Source organism: Erythrobacter sp. A6_0, from assembly GCF_017744235.1.
Taxonomy (GTDB): domain Bacteria; phylum Pseudomonadota; class Alphaproteobacteria; order Sphingomonadales; family Sphingomonadaceae; genus Qipengyuania.
Genome location: NZ_JAGHQR010000001.1, coordinates 127,460 through 144,186, shown reverse-complemented (window position 1 = coordinate 144,186; position 16,727 = coordinate 127,460). Strand labels below are relative to the sequence as shown.

Genomic DNA, 16,727 nt, shown 5'->3' with positions numbered 1-16,727 from the left:
GCTTATTTCCCCTTCCAGTTCGGCTTGCGCTTCTCTGCGAAGGCGGCTGCACCTTCGCGGGCGTCTTCGCTGACGAAGACCGGGCCGATCAGCTGCGCCTGCTTGTCGTAGCGCTCGTCCATCGACCAGCCGCGCGATTCCTTGAGGATCTGTTTCGACACGCGCACTGCCAGCGGGCCGTTTTCGGCGATCTTGCGGGCCAGTTCCTTCGCGCCTTCAAGGGCGGAGCCGGAAACCACGCGATTGATCAGGCCGAGTTCGTAAGCGCGCGCGGCGTCGATGAAATCGCCCGTCAACGCCAGCTCCATCGCGATCCGTTCGGGGATCTGATCGGGCAGCATCATCACGCCGCCTGCCGCCGCGACGAGGCCGCGCTTGGCTTCGGGGATGCCGAACTTGGCACCTTCGTTCGCCACCACGAGATCACAGGCGATCATCAATTCGAGCCCACCGGCAAGCGCATAGCCTTCGACTGCGGCAATCAGCGGCTTGGACGGCGGCGCCTGGACCACCCCGCCGAAGCCGCGCCCTTCCACGCTGGGGCTTTCCCCGCGCAGGAAGCCCTTCAGATCCATGCCCGAACAGAACGTGCCCCCCGCCCCGGTCAGGATGGCGACGCGCAGATCGTCTTCCGCGTCCAGCCGATCCATCGCTGCGGCGATCCCTTCGGCCGCCGCCTTGTTCATCGCGTTCTTGGCTTCGGGGCGGTTGATCGTGACGATCAGAACGCCGTCCTCGACCTCGGTTTTTACCTCTTCGCTCATGCCTCTCTCCATTGCATTTCGAAACTGGTCTTGCCGCAGTGCTGCTTGAGGCTTACGCAAACGTCAACCGGCAATCGCCGGAGCGAGAGAGGAGTACGCCATGCCTGAAGCCTATATCATCGACGCCGTTCGCACCCCGCGTGGGATCGGGAAGCAGGGGAAAGGCGCGCTCGCCGCCATGCACCCGCAGCACCTCGCCGCGACCGTCCTCAAGGCCATCGCGGAGCGCAACGATCTCGACACCGCGACGGTGGACGATGTGATCTGGTCGGTCAGCACGCAGGACGGAATGCAGGCGGGCGATCTGGGGCGGATGGCCGCGCTCGATGCAGGCTATGACGTGACCTCGAGCGGCACCACGCTCGACCGGTTCTGCGGCGGCGGGATCACCAGCGTGGCGCTGGCTGCGGCGCAGGTGATGAGCGGGATGGAAGATTGCGTCGTCGCGGGCGGGACCGAGATGATGAGCCTGACCGCACAGATGGCGAAGGACAAGATGGCGGCAGGCCTCAGGCCGCCGATGATGGGCAGCTATAACGAGCGGCTGCAGGCGACCCACCCGCAAAGCCATCAGGGCGTGTGCGGCGATGCCATCGCCAGCATGGAAGGATTCACACGGCAAGAGCTGGACGAGGTCGGCTATCGCAGCCAGCAGCGCGCCGCCCAGGCGATTGCCGAGGGCCGGTTCGACAAATCGGTGGTTCCGGTGACCGACGACGAGGGCAACATCGTGCTCGACCGCGAGGAATTTCCCCGCCCCCAGACCACGCGCGAAGGCCTCGCCGAACTGGAGCCCGCCTTCACCAAGATCGCCGACGTGCCGCTGGACAAACAAGGCACCACGTTTCGCGGACTGGTGAATGCGAAATATCCCGACGTCGAGATCGAGCATTTCCACCATGCAGGCAATTCCTCGGGCGTGGTCGACGGCGCGGCGGCGGTGCTGGTGACGAGCCGGGCCTATGCCGAAAAGCACGGGCTGAAGCCGCGTGCGCGGATCGTGGCGACGGCCAATATGGGCGACGATCCCACGCTGATGCTGAACGCCCCCGTCCCGGCAGCGAAGAAGGTGCTGGAGAAGGCCGGACTGAGCATTGACGATATCGACCTGTTCGAAATCAACGAGGCCTTCGCGGTGGTCGCGGCGAAATTCGTTCGCGATCTCGGGCTGGACTGGGACAAGGTCAATGTGAATGGCGGCTCGATCGCCTTGGGCCACCCGATCGGCGCGACCGGATCGATCCTGATCGGCACGATCGTGGACGAGCTTGAGCGGCAGGACAAGCGATATGGCCTCGTCACAATGTGCGCGGCGGGCGGAATGGCTCCGGCGATCATCGTGGAGCGGGTTAGCGACTTCGTCGACTAGCGGGGCGCGAGCAGCGCCAGCAGCGCGAAGCTCGCCAGCCAGTGTTCGCCCATATAGTCGCCCGCCACGCTGGCTTCGGCCGCGGCGAAGTGGCGGTCGGCCAGCGCGCGCAGGTCTGTTTCGGCAGAATGCGGCGCGATGGCAGAGGCGATTTCGCGCAAGGCCCAGGCACGGCTGAGATTGAGGCCGTCGAGATGGGCGATCTTGCCGTCGCTGCGGTCGGACACGAAGGCGGGCTCGCATTCGCGCTTCAGCCAGCCATTGTCGATCACCAGCGCCTCAAACCAGGGCGCGAACCGTTCGCGCGGCCAGACACGGCTCATCAACAGGGCAGCGGTGAGGACGGGCGACAGGAATTCGTCCCCGCCCGGCTCCCACCCGCGATAGTCGCTGCGATCCGCAAAACCGGTCTCGACCCAATCGTCGATAGTCGCGACAAGCGTGGCATCGCGATGCTCCGCCCAGTCGCGCGCCAGCACCAGAGCGAAGCTGGTGTTGAAATGGGTGCCGACCGTGATCGGATAGGTCAGCAGCGGCAGATAGGCTGCAAACCGGTCCGCGAAAGCGCGGGCGAGTGGCTGCAGCCTCGCGCCCCATGCGCGATCCTCATGCCGCGCGGCCTCGGCGTGCAGGGCCAGCAGCCACCCCCAGCCATAGGGCCGCTCGAACCCGCGCGCTTCGGGGCGGTCGAGATAGGCCAGTTCGACTGCAAGCTTGTCGGGCGTGAAGGTCGCCTCGGCCAGCGCGGCGATCTCGTGCGCTTCGGGCATCGTGGGAAACAGCCGCCGCAGCGTCAGCAAAGTCCACCAGCCATGGACGCAGCTATGCCAGTCGAAGCTTCCGAAGAACACCGGATGCGCCTCGCGCGGGGGGCGGACATCCGCGTCCGAGGCGAACACGTGATCGTCCTTATAGGGATAGGGCCGCGCCACATGGCCAAGCGCGATCCGGGCGTAGCTGCGCGCGATAGTTTCGGTCAGCTCCACAACCAGAATCCCGCGACATAGATGATCGCCACATTGCACACCCAGAGCGGGATCGCCGTCCCCACCTGCTGGCGGATCACGCCGTTCTGATCGTCCAGTTCCAGCAGGGCTGCGGGGACGATGTTGAAATTGGCCGCCATCGGGGTGAGCAGCGTGCCACAAAAGCCCGCCAGCATCCCCACAGCGCCGATCACCGCCGGATTGCCGTCGAACCCCTCGACCAGCAGCGGAATGCCGATCGCGGCGGCCATCACCGGGAAGGCGGCAAAGGCATTGCCCATGATCATCGTGAACAGCGCCATGCCGAAGCAGTAGACCACGACCGAGACGAGCACGCTGTTTTCGGGGATCACTTGCCCCGCCAGCGCGCCGATCACCTCGCCCACCCCGGCGAGCGCGAACACCGCGCCCAGCGCTGCCAGCATCTGCGGCAGGATCGCCGCCCAGCCGATCGAATCGAGCAAACGCCTGCCCTCTTCAGCAGGCGCGAGCGCCGGCGGCCTCAACCAGACGATGGCCGCCACCAGCGCCACCACCACGCCCACGCCGAACAGGATCAGCGTTTCGCGCCGCGCTTCGAACAGGCCGGTCTCGCCAAAAGGCGTGTAATTGTAGAGCAGCGTGCCCACCACTGCCGTCAGCGGCACGATCAGCGCGGGCAAGAACAGGCGATTGCCGAACAGTTCGGAAAAATTGAGCCGCTCTTCCGGCGTGGTCGTCGGCGGATCGCTGCGCTTCAGCAGGCCCAACCCGGCGATAGCCACCATCGCCAGCACCAGCACGCCGTTGGCGAAATCGCCGATATGGCTGCCGAACAGGAAGCTCGCCGCGAGCAATCCCCAGAACACGCCATTGCCCCAGCGCCGGTCGCGCAAGGACAGCAGCGCCCAGACCGCGAAGAAGCCGCCTGCGAGGATGTAGAGCCATTCATAGGTGATCATGCCCGCTCCTCCCCATTCGCAGGAGGCGTGAGCCTGCCCATGCGCCGGTCCATCGCCAGGATGCGTCCGCCGTGGATCAGGAAGGCGCAGATCGCGGTCGGGATCGCCCAGACCGAGAGTTGCAGGGGCGTCAGCGGATAGCCCGCCGCTTCGAACACGCCCTGAATCAGCAGGATCGATGCGATCGCGAAGAAGATGTCCTCACCGAAGAACAGCCCGACATTGTCGGTCGCCGCCGACATGGCGAGCACTTTCTGCCGCTCGGCTTCGGGCAGGGGCCCGTGCGATTTGGTGGCAGCCGCCTCCGCCATCGGTGCGACCAGAGGGCGGACCGCCTGAGGGTGGCCGCCGATATCCTTCATTCCCAGCGCCGCCGTGATCTGGCGAAAGCCGAGATAGAGGACCAGCAGCTTGCCCATCGTCGCGCCGCGCACGCTTTCGATCAGGCTCCGTGCGCGCTGCTGCAATCCGTAGCGTTCGAGCAGGCCGATCACCGGCAGGATGATCCAGGTCACCGAGATATAGCGATTGTCGTTGAAAGCGCGGCCCAGCGCTTCGACAACCGCGACGATGTCGAGCCCGGCCAGCAGCCCGGTTGCGACCGCCGCGCCGACCACCACGAGGAGCGGATTGAACCGCAGCGCGAAACCGATGACGACCAGCGCGATGCCGAGCAGCGGCCAGTAATTCATGCGCCGTATCCTCCGCCGCCGGGGGTCAGGATCACGAAAGCATCGCCGGGTCGCATTTCGGCCGATCCGGTTGCGCCCAGATCCTCGCTTGTGCCGTCGGTCCGTTCGACCCAGTTGCGTCCCGGCTCGGCATCGCCGCCACCGCAAATGCCCTGCGGCGGATGTTTGCGGCGATTGGCGAGGATATTGGCGCGCATCGGTTCGAGGAAGGTCACGCGCCGCTCCACCCCGTCGCCGCCGGTTTGCGCGCCCTTCCCGCCCGAGCCGCGCCTTATGGCGAACCGGTCGAGCCGCACAGGGAGGCGCGTTTCGAGAATTTCCGGATCGGTCAGGCGCGAATTGGTCATGTGCGTCTGGACCGCGCTCGTCCCGTCATGGTCCGGCCCCGCGCCCGATCCGCCGCAGATCGTCTCGTAATACTGGTCGCTCTCGTTCCCGAAGGTGAAGTTGTTCATCGTCCCTTGGCTGGGCGCAAGGCGGCCCGTTGCGGCGAACAGCGCATCGGTGACGGTCTGGCTGGTCTCGACATTGCCCGCCACCACCGCCGCGCCGGGGCGCGGATTCAGCATCGATCCTTCGGGCACGATCAGATCGATCGGGCGGAGGCAGCCATCGTTCATCGGAATCGCATCGTCGATCAGCGTGCGCAGGACATAGAGCGTCGCGGCGCGGGTGATCGAGCGCGGCGCGTTGAAATTGTCCGGGCGCTGATCGCTGGTCCCGGTAAAGTCGATGACGGCGGATCGTGCTTCGCGATCGATACGGATCGTCACCTTCACCACTGCGCCATTATCCATCGGATAGGCGAACTGCCCGTCTTCGAGCCGATCGAGCAGCCGCCGCACGCTTTCTTCCGCATTCGCCAGCACGTGGCCCATATAGGCCGCAACCGTCTCGCCGCCGGAATCGCGCGCGGCGCTGTGCAGCAATTCGGCCCCGCGCGTGCAGGCGGCGAGCTGGGCGCGCAGATCGGATAGATTTCGATCGGGATTGCGCGCGGGATAATCCGCGCTCGCCAGCAGGGTTCGGACCGCATCTTCGCGGAACGCTCCTTCGTCGACGAGCAGGAAATCGTCGATCATCACGCCTTCTTCCACGATCGTGCGGCTTTCGGGCGGCATCGATCCGGGCGCGATCCCGCCGATATCGGCATGATGGCCGCGCGCGGCGACGAAGGCGTCGGGCTCCTGCGAATCCTCGCCATAGAAGACGGGAACGATCACGGTGATGTCGGGCAGGTGCGTGCCGCCGCGATCGGGATCGTTGAGCATATAGGCATCGCCACGGCGAAATCCGCGTCCATCCCGCGCGCCCCCACGCGTTTCGATCACGCGCGCGATGGAATCGCCCATGCTTCCCAGATGCACCGGAATGTGGGGCGCATTGGCGATCAGCGCGCCTTGCGCGTCGAACAGAGCGCAGGAGAAATCGAGCCGTTCCTTGATATTGACCGAACTCGCCGTGCTCTGGAGCACGACGCCCATCTCCTCGGCGATCGCCATAAAGAGATTGTTGTAGATTTCGAGCCGGACCGGATCGACATGGCGATGCGCCGAAACGCCCGCCGCCCGATCGCGCTCCACCGGTTCGGTGCGCGTGATCACGAGGCTGCCTTCCGACTGGAGGCGCGCCTGCCAGCCGGGCTCGACCACGGTGGTGGAGCCCGGATCGATGATCAGGGCCGGCCCATCCACGCCCTCATCCGCGCTCATCGCGGCACGCTCCAGCGTGGTCCATTCGCCAGAAGGCGTCCCGCCCGCCGCCACCGGCTCTACCTCCGCCGCGTCGAGCCCACCAGAAAAGCCGCTCGCCTCGACGCTCAGCGCCTCGACCACGATCGGGGCCGTATCGTCGGAATAGCCGAAGCGCTGGCGGTGCAGGCGGCGGAAATTCGCATCCATCGCGCCCTTGTCTTCGCAATCGACGGTCAGGATACTGTCGCTGCCGGAAAACCGCAGTCGTGCCCGGCTGTCGATTTCCATCGCATCCGCGGCGATCCCCTGTTCGAGCAGGGCCGCGCGCGCTTCGTCCTGCAAAGCCGCGAGGCCGTCATCATAGGATTCCTCCAGTGGCCGCACCAGACTGACCTCGCGGATCGCCTTCACCGGGGCAAGGCCAATCCCGTAGGCGGAGAGCATCCCTGCCAGCGGGTGAACCAGCACCGTTTCGATGCCCAATTCGTCCGCCACCTTGCAGGCGTGTTGTCCGCCCGCGCCGCCGAAACAGGCGAGCGCGTATTGCGTCACGTCATGGCCGCGCGCCACGCTGATCTTGCGGATCGCATTCGCCATGCTGTCCACCGCGATGGCGAGAAAGCCCTCGGCGATATCCTCGATCGGGCGCGGCTCTGGAAGAGCGGCGGCGATCTCTTCCAGACGGGCCCGCGCAGCCGCCGGGTCCAGCTGCGCGTCGCCATCGGGGCCGAATACGTTTGGGAAAAAGGCTGGATCGATCCGGCCCAGAACGAGATTGCAGTCGGTCACCGTCAGCGGCCCGCCCTTGCGATAGCAGGCGGGGCCCGGGTCCGCTCCGGCGCTTTCCGGGCCGACGCGGAAGCGCGATCCGTCGAAACTGCAGATCGATCCGCCGCCTGCCGCGACGGTGTGGATCTGCATCATCGGCGCGGCCACGCGCACGCCCGCCACCGTGCTGTCGCCGGTCAGCTCGTATTCGCCCGCATAATGCGCGACATCGGTGCTGGTCCCGCCCATGTCGAACCCGATCAGCTTCGTGTGGCCGAGCGCGGCGCCGGTCGCCGCCATGCCGACAACACCGCCCGCCGGGCCGGACAGGATCGCATCCTTGCCCCGAAACGCGCCGACTTCGGCGAGGCCGCCATTCGACTGCATGAAGCGCAGCGCTCCCGTTTCCGGCAGGCTCGCGCGCAGATTATCGGTGTACCGATCGAGGACGGGAGAGAGATAAGCATCGACGGCGGTCGTATCCCCGCGCGGGACCAGGCGGATCAAAGGCGCGACCTCGTGGCTGACGCTGACCTGCGCGAAGCCAAGCTCGCGCGCCAGATCTGCCAAAGCCATTTCGTGATCGCGATGCGTCCATCCGTGCATCAGGACGATTGCGATCGAATCGTACCCGTCCTCCCGCAAGGCCATGAAGTCGTGCCGCGCCGCCTCGATATCCAAAGGTTCGAGCACTTCGCCATCGACCGCGACGCGCTCCGTGATCTCGACCACTCTTTCGGGCAATTGTTCCGGAAGGAGGATATGGCGCGCAAAGATGTCGGGACGCGCCTGCGTGCCGATCCTGAGCGCATCGGCGAAGCCGCGCGTGATCGCCAGAGCCAGCCGCGTCCCCTTGCGTTCGAGCAGTGCATTGGTGGCGACCGTGGTGCCGACGCGCATTTCGGCGATGGTAGCCGTCTCATCGCCATTGCCAAATCGCGCCATCAATCGGCGCACGGCTTCGCTGGCGGCATCATCGTAAAGTTCGGGATTTTCCGACAGCAGCTTGTCGGTCACCAGCCGCCCGTCGGGCGTGGTTGCGACGACATCGGTGAAAGTGCCGCCGCGATCGATTGCGAAGCGCCAGCTCGGCCTGGAAGGAGCGTTTGTCATGGAGCACGGCTTGGCATGCGCCACGATGGATTACAAACGGACCGGACGCGCTGCGAACAGCCTTCAGGCTCTTGGGGAATGTCGCACGCGATCGGTCCCTTCTCCCTCAACTCTCCACCAGAGCTTCAAGAATCGAGATCGCCGCGCGAGCCGGTTCGGCGAAGGGTTTGTCCGGGCTTGCCAGCCAGCGATCGTCGCTCGCAACGAGCCCGACCGCTTCCAGAGCGTCTTCGTCCGCTTCTGTCGGCGTGAGCGCTATCGCCTTCGGGCCTGCATTCACCGCCCGAATACCGGTTTCGAGCGCGAGTATCGTCAGCAGGGCCAGATCGATCAGCGACTGCGCGGCGTCCGGCAAGGGTCCGAACCGGTCGGCCAGTTCCGCTTCGAAAGCATCCAGCTCGGCACGCCCGCTCAATCGGGCGAGGCGGATGTAGAGATTGAGGCGCACCTCTTCTTCCGGAATCCAGTCGGGCGGGAACGCACCCGTGATGCCGGTACGGATTTCAGGATGCCATTCGCGTTGCGCTTCGCCGCGCGCTCTACGTAGCGCCCCTTCGAGCAAATGCTGGTAGAGATCGATGCCGATCAATTTCATGTGCCCGGCCTGCGCATCGCTCAGAATGTCGCCCGCTCCGCGCTGATCGAGATCGGCGCTGGCGATCGAGAAACCGGAGCCGAGCTGATCGAAGGTTTCGAGCGTGCGCAGACGCTTCTCGCTCGCTTGCGAAATCGTTTCCTCCGCAGTGGTCAGGATCACCTGCCCGCGCCTTCGCCCCCGCCCCACGCGTCCGCGCAGTTGATGCAATTGCGCAAGGCCGAACCGATCCGATCGCCAGACGATCATCGTATTGGCCCGCGGCACGTCGAGCCCGGCCTCGATGATGTTGGTCGCAAGCAGAATGTCCCCATCACCGGCCGCGAACCGGACCATCGCCTCGTCCAGTTCGCCACCGGGCATCTTGCCGTGCACCTCGACGATGCTGAGGTCGGGCGCAATCGTCTCGATCCGCTCTCGCATGGCGTCCAGATCGGCGATGCGCGGGACGACGACGAAGCTCTGCCCCTTGCGCATCTTTTCCCGGCGCAGTGCAAGGCCGATCGCCGGATCGTCGATCGTGCTGGTCGTGGTGCGGATCGGCTGGCGGCGGGCGGGCGGCGTGGCGATCACGGATACCTGTTGCAAGCCGATCATCGCCCGGTGCAGCGTGCGCGGAATGGGCGTCGCGCTCATCACCAGGAGATGGACGTCGGCGGCCTGTCGCAATTTCGCCTTGTCGGCTGCACCGAAGCGCTGCTCCTCGTCGATCACGACAAGTCCGAGCCTGGCATATTCGACCGACTTGCCAACCACCGCTGCGGTGCCGACGACCACGCCGATCGATCCGTCCGCAAGCCCTGCCAGGACAGACTTCTTCTCCGCCGCGCCCGTCAGCCGGGACAGGCCGGCGACCTTGACGCCGGTATCGGCGAAGCGGCGCGTAAATTCCTCCAGATGCTGGCGCGCCAGCACCGTGGTCGGCGCGGCCACGATAACCTGATAACCCGACAGCGCGGCGATCGCCGCGGCGCGCAGAGCCACTTCGGTCTTGCCGTAGCCGACATCGCCGATGACGAGCCGCTCCATCGGCTTGCCGGAAGCCAGATCGTCGCGCACCGAAGCGATGGCGCGCGCCTGATCGGACGTCTCGTTATAGGGAAAGCCCGAGACGAAGCGTTCATAGGCCGAGGCATCGGGCTCCATCGCCGGGGCCGACTGCCTGGCCCGTTCTTCGGCCAGAGTGATCAGCGATTTCGCGGTTTCGGCGATCGCCTTGTCGATTTCCGCGCGGCGCTTGTTCCAGCCCGTGCCATCGAGCTTGTCCAGTTTCACGCTGTCGGCATCGCCGCCGTAACGCCACAGCAGGGCCGCGTCGCTGGTGGGCACCAGACGCCGCGCTTCCTTTGCATATTCGAGCGCGATCACCTCGCCCCCCTGCGCTTCGGGCGCGGGTTCCAGACCGATGACTCTGGCAAAGCCGTGATCTTCGTGAATCACCAGATCGTCCGGCTGCAATTCCGCTCCGACAAGGCCGACCTGACGCGCAGCGGAAGGCGAGGTATCGAGCAGCGCGCGCGACCCCAGAATATCCGCCGCCGCGATGAGCGCGACATCGTCATCGCGCGCTCCGCGATCGAGCGGGGCGCACAGGAAATTGAGCGCATTGTCGTCTTTTGCCGACAAGGCGCGCAGGCTCTCGCAATGCTGGACGATTTCGAAGGCATGGCTCAGGCGGCTGCGCAGAAACCGCAGGTCGCGCTCGCTGCCGACAATGGCGATAGCGCGACCCGCTTCGCGTTCGGACTTCAGAAAGCGTATGGCCGCCCGCGCCGGGGATTTCTTTTCCGCGAAGCGGGGAGTTGCTTCGAGAGCGATTGAGGAACCATCGCTTTCCAGCCGCCAGTTTTCGATCGCCGCCTGCCAGCGGGCATCGTCGACGGCGTCCAGATCGGCCTTGGTCTCTTTCGCCGCACGCTGCGCGAGCTTTGCGAACCGCCTGCGCCGATTTTCCGCCCTTGGCGACAGCAACAGGATGCCGGGTGTCATATGATCGACAAGCGTAGCCGTCGCGTCTCCCTCCGGCTCTGCCGCGCGGCCTATCGCAACCGCGTCGCAGGCATCGCTGCGCAATTGCGAGATGGCATCGAAATGATGGATCGCGGCAATCCGGCCATCGGCCAGATCGATCCGGACGGGACCTCCGGCATCGGCGGGATAGAGATCGATCACCTCGCCGCGAATGGCGATTTCGCCCGGCTCGTCGATGCGATCGTCCAGGAAATAGCCGAGTTCGATCGCCTTTTCGCGAAACTCGTCGGGATCGATCGGATCGCCTACGCGGATGCAGGGTGGTTCGGCATCGAAAGCGTCTGCAGGGAGATAACGCCGCGCGGCGGCCTCTCCCGTGGTCACCACAACGAGATCCTCTTGTCGTTCTTCGGACGAAAGCTGTCGCAGCCGCCGCAGCGCGGTGACGCGGTGGCCGACATTGGCTGGCGATGGCGGCGCATCGTCGCCCGGCAGGGTATCGCTTGCGGGAAGATGGACAATCGTCACCTCCGGCAGCAGCGCCTCGAGAGCCGTGGCAAGGCTCTCGGCCTCGGTATCGTCGTCGCACAGGTACAGCACCGGGCCATCGCCGATATTTCGAACGATGCGCAGCACCTTTGCACCCATGCCGATCGCAGCGGCGGTTTCGTCATCGGTCGAAGACAATCTCGGGAAACCCTTTCGCGGCGCGGTTGGACCAGGGAAGCGGCCGGTCGCGCACAGATCAAAAGGCCCGAGAGACAGGGCCGTTCCCCGTTCGGCACTACCCTGTCTGCCGGACGACGAGGCGCGGCGGCATCACGATGCTTTCGGTTTCCTCGCCCGACAGTCGGCGGATCAGCAGATCGACCATCGCGAAGGCGCCCGCGCGTATGTCCTGGCGAACGGTGGTGAGCGGCGGAGAGGTCTGGGCGGCCAGCGGGAGATCGTCGAACCCGATGATGCGCACCTCGTCGGGCACAGAGATGCCGAGCGCCTTCAGCCGCGCGAGACTGGCGATCGCGAGCGTGTCGGTCGCGGCGAAGATGGCGTCTCCGGGCACGAACGGACGATCGAGATTGGCGGCCACTTCCGCTTCCAGCCGATCGCTGGAGAGGTGGCTCGTCAGGGGTGTGACCGTCACGCCAAACCGGCCTGCCGCATCGAGCGCGCCGGCATAGCGAGCTGCGAATTCGACTGCGGATGTGTCGCCCAGAAAATAGATATGCCGCGCGCCGCCAGCGATCAGCCGCTCGGTCGCAAGCCGCCCGCCCAGGCGGTTGTCCGTGCCGACCACGCAATGGCGCTGCCCTTCGGCATGATTGCCCCAGACGACCATCGGCAGATAGCCGTCGGCTGCATCCTCGATCCGGTCGAACTGGTCGGACTGGCCGATCACCAGCACTCCATCGACCAATCCCGATCCGATGAAACGGTCCAGCCAGTCCTCGTCGCGTTCGGGGATCACGCGGCGCAGCATCAGGTCGTACCCGCGCTCGGTCAGTGCATCGGCGAGATGGCCCAGCAGCGTCATGAAGAAGGTGTCGGAAATCTGCTGTCTGCGATCGTGGCCCAGCGGGATGGCGATGCCGATGACGTCGGTCTTCTGGCGGCGCAGACTGCTGGCCATCTTGTTCGGACGGAAACCATGCTCGCGCGCGAGAGCGACGATGCGATCGCGCGTGTCCGTGTTGACCAGGCTGTTGCCTGCAAGCGCCCGGCTGACAGTGCCTGCAGACACCCCGGCAATGCGCGCGAGATCGCTGAGGGTGCGGACGGCGGGGCGGCCCCTGGGTGTTTCTTTCGCGCTCATCGTCCCAGCGTCTACACGCGACTAGGCCGGCGGAATAGACGCGGCCTCCGACACGGCCCGTGCGGGACGTCCGCCTGCCTGCACGAACAGAGTCGCCACCGCGCCCAGAAGCATCAGCCCTCCTCCCAGCATCAGCGCATTGCGCGGATCGGAGCCCAGCAGAGGTTCGTAAATCAGCGGCATCGTCACCGTTTCGATCAGCATCGGAATCACGATGAACATGTTGAAGATACCCATATAGATGCCCGTTCGCGCAGGCGGAATCGCATCGGCCAGCATGACATAGGTGTTGCCCATCATGCCCGCCCAACCCAGCCCGATCCCGAGCATCAGCACGAACAGTCCGGCCTTGTCTTCCATCCCGGGTATCAACAGCATCGCCGCGCCCGACGCGGCAAGGCAAACCGCATGGACCGATCGCGCTCCCAGACGGCGCACGATCGGGATCAGGGCCAAGGCGGAAGCGAAGGCGATGAAATTGTAGAAAGCACCGATCTGCTGCGCGGTGAGCGTCGCTTCACGAAAGGCCGCGCTTTGGGGATCGGCAGTATCGTAGAGCGAACGACCAATCGCAAAGGCTATGTACTGCCAGTACACGAACATTGCATACCATTGGCACAGCATTGCAAAGGCAAGCTGGCGCATCGGCCTGGGCATCTCGCGAATGGCGGTAGCGATGTCCGAAAGGGCGGATGAGGCGGATAGCGGGCGCGCGGCGAGGTCAGCCTGCTCCGCTTCGCTCAGAGGCAATTCCGGCACGCGCCAGATCGACCACACGATCGTGCTGATCGACAGGATCGCTCCGATGATGAAAGCCACCCTCACGATCGCCGGAACGCCGTTCGCGTCGATTACGTCCTTCGCGAAGAACGCCGTCAGCAGAGTCGGCGCCAGATAGCTCAGCGTCTGCGCGAGACCGGTGAAGGCGCTTTGCGTGAGGAACCCTACGGGCCGCTGGTCGGGCGCGAGGCGGTCGGAAACGTAGGCTCGATAGGGTTCCATCGTGATGTTGTTGCCCGCATCGAGGATCCACAGCAGGGAAGCCGCGACCCACAATGTGGGCGAATACGGCATCGCGAACAGAGCCAGCGAACACAGGATGGCGCCGATCAGGAAATAAGGCGTGCGCCGCCCCAAACGGCTCGACGTACGATCGCTCAATGCGCCAACGATGGGCTGAACGATCAGGCCGGTCATCGGACCCGCCAGCCACAAAAGCGGCATGGTCGCCTCGTCCGCGCCCAGGAAACCGTAGATCGGCCCCATATTGGCCTGTTGCAGCCCGAAACTGAATTGCAGCCCGAAAAAGCCGATATTCATTTCGACGATTCGAAGCAGGGAAAGCCTTGGTTTTGCCGCGTTTTTCATGGCGGATCCTCTCGTCTGGGGCCCTCTCGATGGGGGCTCTTGAGCGACTTGATGACAGCACGGAGTACGATTTGCAATCGTTTGCAACAAATCGCTTGCAAACGATTGCAAGAGAGGTAGTCCTAAAGCCGAATCGCGCCATCGACGCGAATGCAGGAGGAGAGCTGCCATGAAAATCCGTCACACCCTTGCCCTGAGCGCTGCGCTTTCGGCGTTCGCCATGCCTGCCATGGCGCAGGATGCCGCCGCATCGGAAGAAGATCCGCCCGTCATCGACGCATCGGAGATCGTCGTCACGGCAGTCGCGCGCGGTCAGAACGTGCTGGACAGCTCGGTTTCAGTCAGTTCGATCGATAGCGAGGCGCTCGTCGATCTCGCGCCGCGGTCTTCGGCGGAACTCATCCGCCAGATCCCGGGCATCCGTTCGGAAAGCTCGGGCGGCGATGGGAATGCCAATATCGCCGTGCGCGGTCTGCCGGTCGCTTCGGGCGGTGCCAAGTTCCTGCAGCTTCAGGAAGACGGTCTTCCGATCCTCGAATTCGGCGACATCACGTTCGGCAATGCCGACATCTTCCTTCGTACCGACTATTCGGTTGCTCGAGTCGAAGCGGTGCGCGGCGGGTCCGCATCGACCTTCGCGTCGAATTCGCCCGGCGGCGTCATCAATTTCATTTCCAAGACCGGCACGCGCGAAGGCGGATCGCTGGGTCTGACCGCCGGGCTGGACTATCGCGAGTTCCGCGCCGATTTCGACTATGGCGGCAGCATCGATGACAACACCGATTTCCACATCGGCGGTTTCAGCCATATCGGCGACGGTCCGCGCGATGTCGGTTTTGACGGGTCACGCGGCGGCCAGATCAAAGCCAATATCACTCGCAATTTCGCAAACGGCTATGTGCGCGTCTACGGCAAGTATCTGAACGATCACTCGGTCGCCTACCTGCCGAACCCGGTATTCGTAACCGGCAGCGATGCCGACCCGACCTATACCAGCATCGCGAATTTCTCGATCAATTCGAATTCGCTCCATTCGCGCAATTTCAGGCCGATCACGACCCTCGATCAAGCGAACCAGGTCCAGACCTACAACATCGATGAAGGTATGCACCCCAAAGTGCTGGCCGGCGGCTTTGAAGCGCAGTTCGATGTCGGCGGTTTTACGGTGACCAATCGCTTCCGCTATGCCGACATCAGCGGCGCGTTCGTCTCGCCCTTCCCGGGTAGCGTGACCGGAGCGCAGGCCGCCGCCGATGCGATCGGCGGTCCGGGCTCGAGCCTCTTCTATGCCAGCGGCCCGCAGGCAGGCCAGATCGTCGCCAATCCCGCATCGCTCGGCGGCAACGGGCTGGTGGCCAACATCGTCACTTTCAACACGAGGCTCAACAGCCTCGACAATCTGACCAACGATCTGCGGGCGACGACCGAATTCGATGTCGGCGGCGGTTCGGCAAGCCTGACGGGCGGTTTCTATTATTCGCAGCAGGATATCGACACCGCCTGGCTGTGGACTTCGCATCTGATGAGCGTCCAGGGCGATGGCGATGCCGTGTTGCTGGATGTCCGCAATGCCGTAGGCGTGCCGCAGACCCAGAACGGCACGGTCGGTTACAGCGCCGCGTTCTTCGGCAATTGCTGCCGTCGCTCCTACGATCTCGATTATACGACCAAGGCACCCTTCGCCGCTCTGGGCCTGGAATTCGGCGGACTGTCTCTCGATGGCAGCGTGCGCTGGGATTTCAGCGAGGCCAAGGGCCGCACGTTCGGCGATGGGCCGGTGACGACTCGTGACATCAACGGAAACGGGGCCATCAACCGGGCCGAAACGCTGGTCAGCGTGCTGCCCACCACAGGCGCGGCCCTGGTCGATTACGACACGGATTACCTCTCCTACTCGGTCGGTGCGAATTATCTCGTCTCGGACTCCTTCTCGATCTTCGGGCGCTACAGCCGGGGTGGCCGGGCCAATGCGGATCGCATCCTGTTCAACGCCAACAATGTCGATCCGGCTACCGGCGAGCTGCGCAATAGCGACGTGGCAGTCGATTTCGTCAAGCAGGCGGAAATCGGCGTCAAATATCGCGCCGGCGGCCTGTCCTTTTACGCCACGGCATTCGATGCGCGGACCGAGGAGGAGAATTTCGAAGCAACCACGCAGACCGTCTTCAGCCGGGCCTACAAGGCGCGCGGCGTGGAGCTGGAAGGCTCTTACCGGATGGGTCCGTTCAGCCTGTCGGGCGGTGCGACCTACACCGATGCCGAGATCGACCGCGACAATATCAGCCCGGCCAATGTCGGCAACACGCCGCGCCGCCAGGCCGACTGGATCTATCAGGCGACCGCGGCCTATGACAGCGAGCTGTTCGGACTGGGCGTGAATGCGGTAGGCACCAGCGATAGCTACGCGCAGGACAGCAACCAGCTCGTCCTCCCCGGCTTCACCGCCGTCAACGCCTTCGTCAATCTGCGACCGGCGGACGGTATCACCCTGTCACTGAACGCCAACAATGTCTTCGACGTCGAAGGATTTACCGAAGCGGAGGAAGGCGCGATTCCAGCAAACGGGATCGTCCGTGCCCGTTCGATCAACGGGCGCACGCTGTCGGCTTCCGTACGGTTCGACTTCTGATCCCCCCGCTGGCATCGCTTTGTT

The 16,727-nt window shown here is 64.7% G+C and carries 10 protein-coding genes; 2 read left to right on the top strand and 8 right to left on the bottom strand.

All coding sequences use genetic code 11. From position 1 onward, the window contains the following. Window positions 1-2 precede the first annotated feature (2 nt). Window positions 3-764 (bottom strand): crotonase/enoyl-CoA hydratase family protein, encoded by a 762-nt coding sequence (locus J7347_RS00805; protein ID WP_209160454.1) that lies wholly within the window; start codon window positions 762-764, stop codon window positions 3-5. A 100-nt stretch (window positions 765-864) separates the two neighbouring features. Here J7347_RS00805 and J7347_RS00800 point away from each other — a divergent pair, with 100 nt between their 5' ends. Continuing rightward, window positions 865-2,133 carry an acetyl-CoA C-acetyltransferase gene (locus J7347_RS00800; RefSeq protein ID WP_209160452.1) on the top strand — a complete coding sequence of 423 codons (1,269 nt, stop codon included), beginning with the start codon at window positions 865-867 and terminating at the stop codon, window positions 2,131-2,133. On the opposite strand, the gene J7347_RS00795 is transcribed toward J7347_RS00800, so the two are convergent. The 7 genes from J7347_RS00795 to J7347_RS00765 all read right to left on the bottom strand — a co-directional run bounded on the left by J7347_RS00795 (window position 2,130) and on the right by J7347_RS00765 (window position 14,074). Further along, window positions 2,130-3,119, bottom strand: coding sequence for a DUF2891 domain-containing protein (locus J7347_RS00795; RefSeq protein ID WP_209160450.1), 990 nt, complete (start codon window positions 3,117-3,119; stop codon window positions 2,130-2,132). The two genes, J7347_RS00800 and J7347_RS00795, sit on opposite strands and share 4 nt — an antisense overlap. After that, on the bottom strand, window positions 3,110-4,060 hold the full coding sequence (locus tag J7347_RS00790; protein WP_209160448.1) for a DUF979 domain-containing protein: 951 nt from the start codon (window positions 4,058-4,060) through the stop codon (window positions 3,110-3,112). The genes J7347_RS00795 and J7347_RS00790 overlap by 10 nt, the downstream gene beginning before the upstream one ends. Continuing rightward, window positions 4,057-4,752, bottom strand: coding sequence for a DUF969 domain-containing protein (locus J7347_RS00785; RefSeq protein WP_209160446.1), 696 nt, complete (start codon window positions 4,750-4,752; stop codon window positions 4,057-4,059). Before J7347_RS00785 ends, J7347_RS00790 begins: the two co-directional genes overlap by 4 nt. Beyond that, window positions 4,749-8,327 (bottom strand): hydantoinase B/oxoprolinase family protein, encoded by a 3,579-nt coding sequence (locus tag J7347_RS00780; protein ID WP_209160444.1) that lies wholly within the window; start codon window positions 8,325-8,327, stop codon window positions 4,749-4,751. Before J7347_RS00780 ends, J7347_RS00785 begins: the two co-directional genes overlap by 4 nt. Window positions 8,328-8,433: 106 nt before the next feature. Beyond that, window positions 8,434-11,580: a DEAD/DEAH box helicase gene (locus tag J7347_RS00775; protein ID WP_245173750.1), complete on the bottom strand. Its 3,147-nt coding sequence runs from the start codon at window positions 11,578-11,580 to the stop codon at window positions 8,434-8,436. 97 nt (window positions 11,581-11,677) lie between these two features. Further along, window positions 11,678-12,706 (bottom strand): LacI family DNA-binding transcriptional regulator, encoded by a 1,029-nt coding sequence (locus J7347_RS00770; RefSeq protein WP_209160442.1) that lies wholly within the window; start codon window positions 12,704-12,706, stop codon window positions 11,678-11,680. 21 nt (window positions 12,707-12,727) lie between these two features. Further along, complete coding sequence (locus tag J7347_RS00765; protein ID WP_209160440.1) at window positions 12,728-14,074, bottom strand: MFS transporter; 1,347 nt, start codon at window positions 14,072-14,074, stop codon at window positions 12,728-12,730. Window positions 14,075-14,243: 169 nt separating this feature from the next. Here J7347_RS00765 and J7347_RS00760 point away from each other — a divergent pair, with 169 nt between their 5' ends. Continuing rightward, a complete protein-coding gene (locus tag J7347_RS00760; RefSeq protein WP_209160438.1) occupies window positions 14,244-16,703 on the top strand; it encodes a TonB-dependent receptor in 2,460 nt (819 codons plus the stop codon). Window positions 16,704-16,727 lie beyond the last annotated feature (24 nt).